This window comes from Hymenobacter elongatus, assembly GCF_004745955.1.
Taxonomy (GTDB): domain Bacteria; phylum Bacteroidota; class Bacteroidia; order Cytophagales; family Hymenobacteraceae; genus Hymenobacter; species Hymenobacter elongatus.
The window spans coordinates 1-578 of record NZ_SRLD01000130.1; the positions used below are offsets into that span (position 1 = coordinate 1).

Genomic DNA, 578 nt, shown 5'->3' on the forward strand with positions numbered 1-578 from the left:
GGGCAAACAGGCGCAGCAAATAGCGAAATTTAAGGGTCGAAATTTTGCTGCACTTATAGTAGCGGTTAGCAAGCTGCATAACAGGAAGTTACGCCCATTTTCTTGACTCCTTCTTCCTAAGCCCCTTGACAGATAATCAAATGGAAAAATAGGATTGGTGTTATATTGGGATTTACTCAGTACAGTTCTTGCTTTATATAAGCTGCCATTTTTTGTCCTTTTTAAAATCACTTTTATCTTTACGTCACCTTGAATGGATGTATATATGTATGATTCTTTATAAGTAGATAGAAATGGATTTGAAAAAGAAAATAATATCAAAAACGCAAGAAGGTTATTCGTGATTTGTGTTTGTCTAAATTGTGCCTGAACGCGCTAAGCATTTTGCTGTATAGGGTGACTTATTCAATAATATAATTCCATTTACTGAGAATACTAAAGCGCGTTTGGGAATTATAGCAGATTCGTGAACCATGTATCCTTATCGTTTGCCGGCTTGTGTGTGATAGCCGCAGTGGTCAAACCAGTTCCGGGCGTCCCGGCTGGTAATGCAGTCGATAGCCTGAGAGAGGGCCTGT

The 578-nt window shown here is 39.1% G+C and carries 1 protein-coding gene; it reads right to left on the reverse strand.

Annotated features, from left to right (window positions below):
- A partial coding sequence (locus tag E5J99_RS21710) for a hypothetical protein (RefSeq protein WP_210114512.1) occupies nucleotides 1-321 on the reverse strand: 321 nt, incomplete at its 3' end.
- Nucleotides 322-578 lie beyond the last annotated feature (257 nt).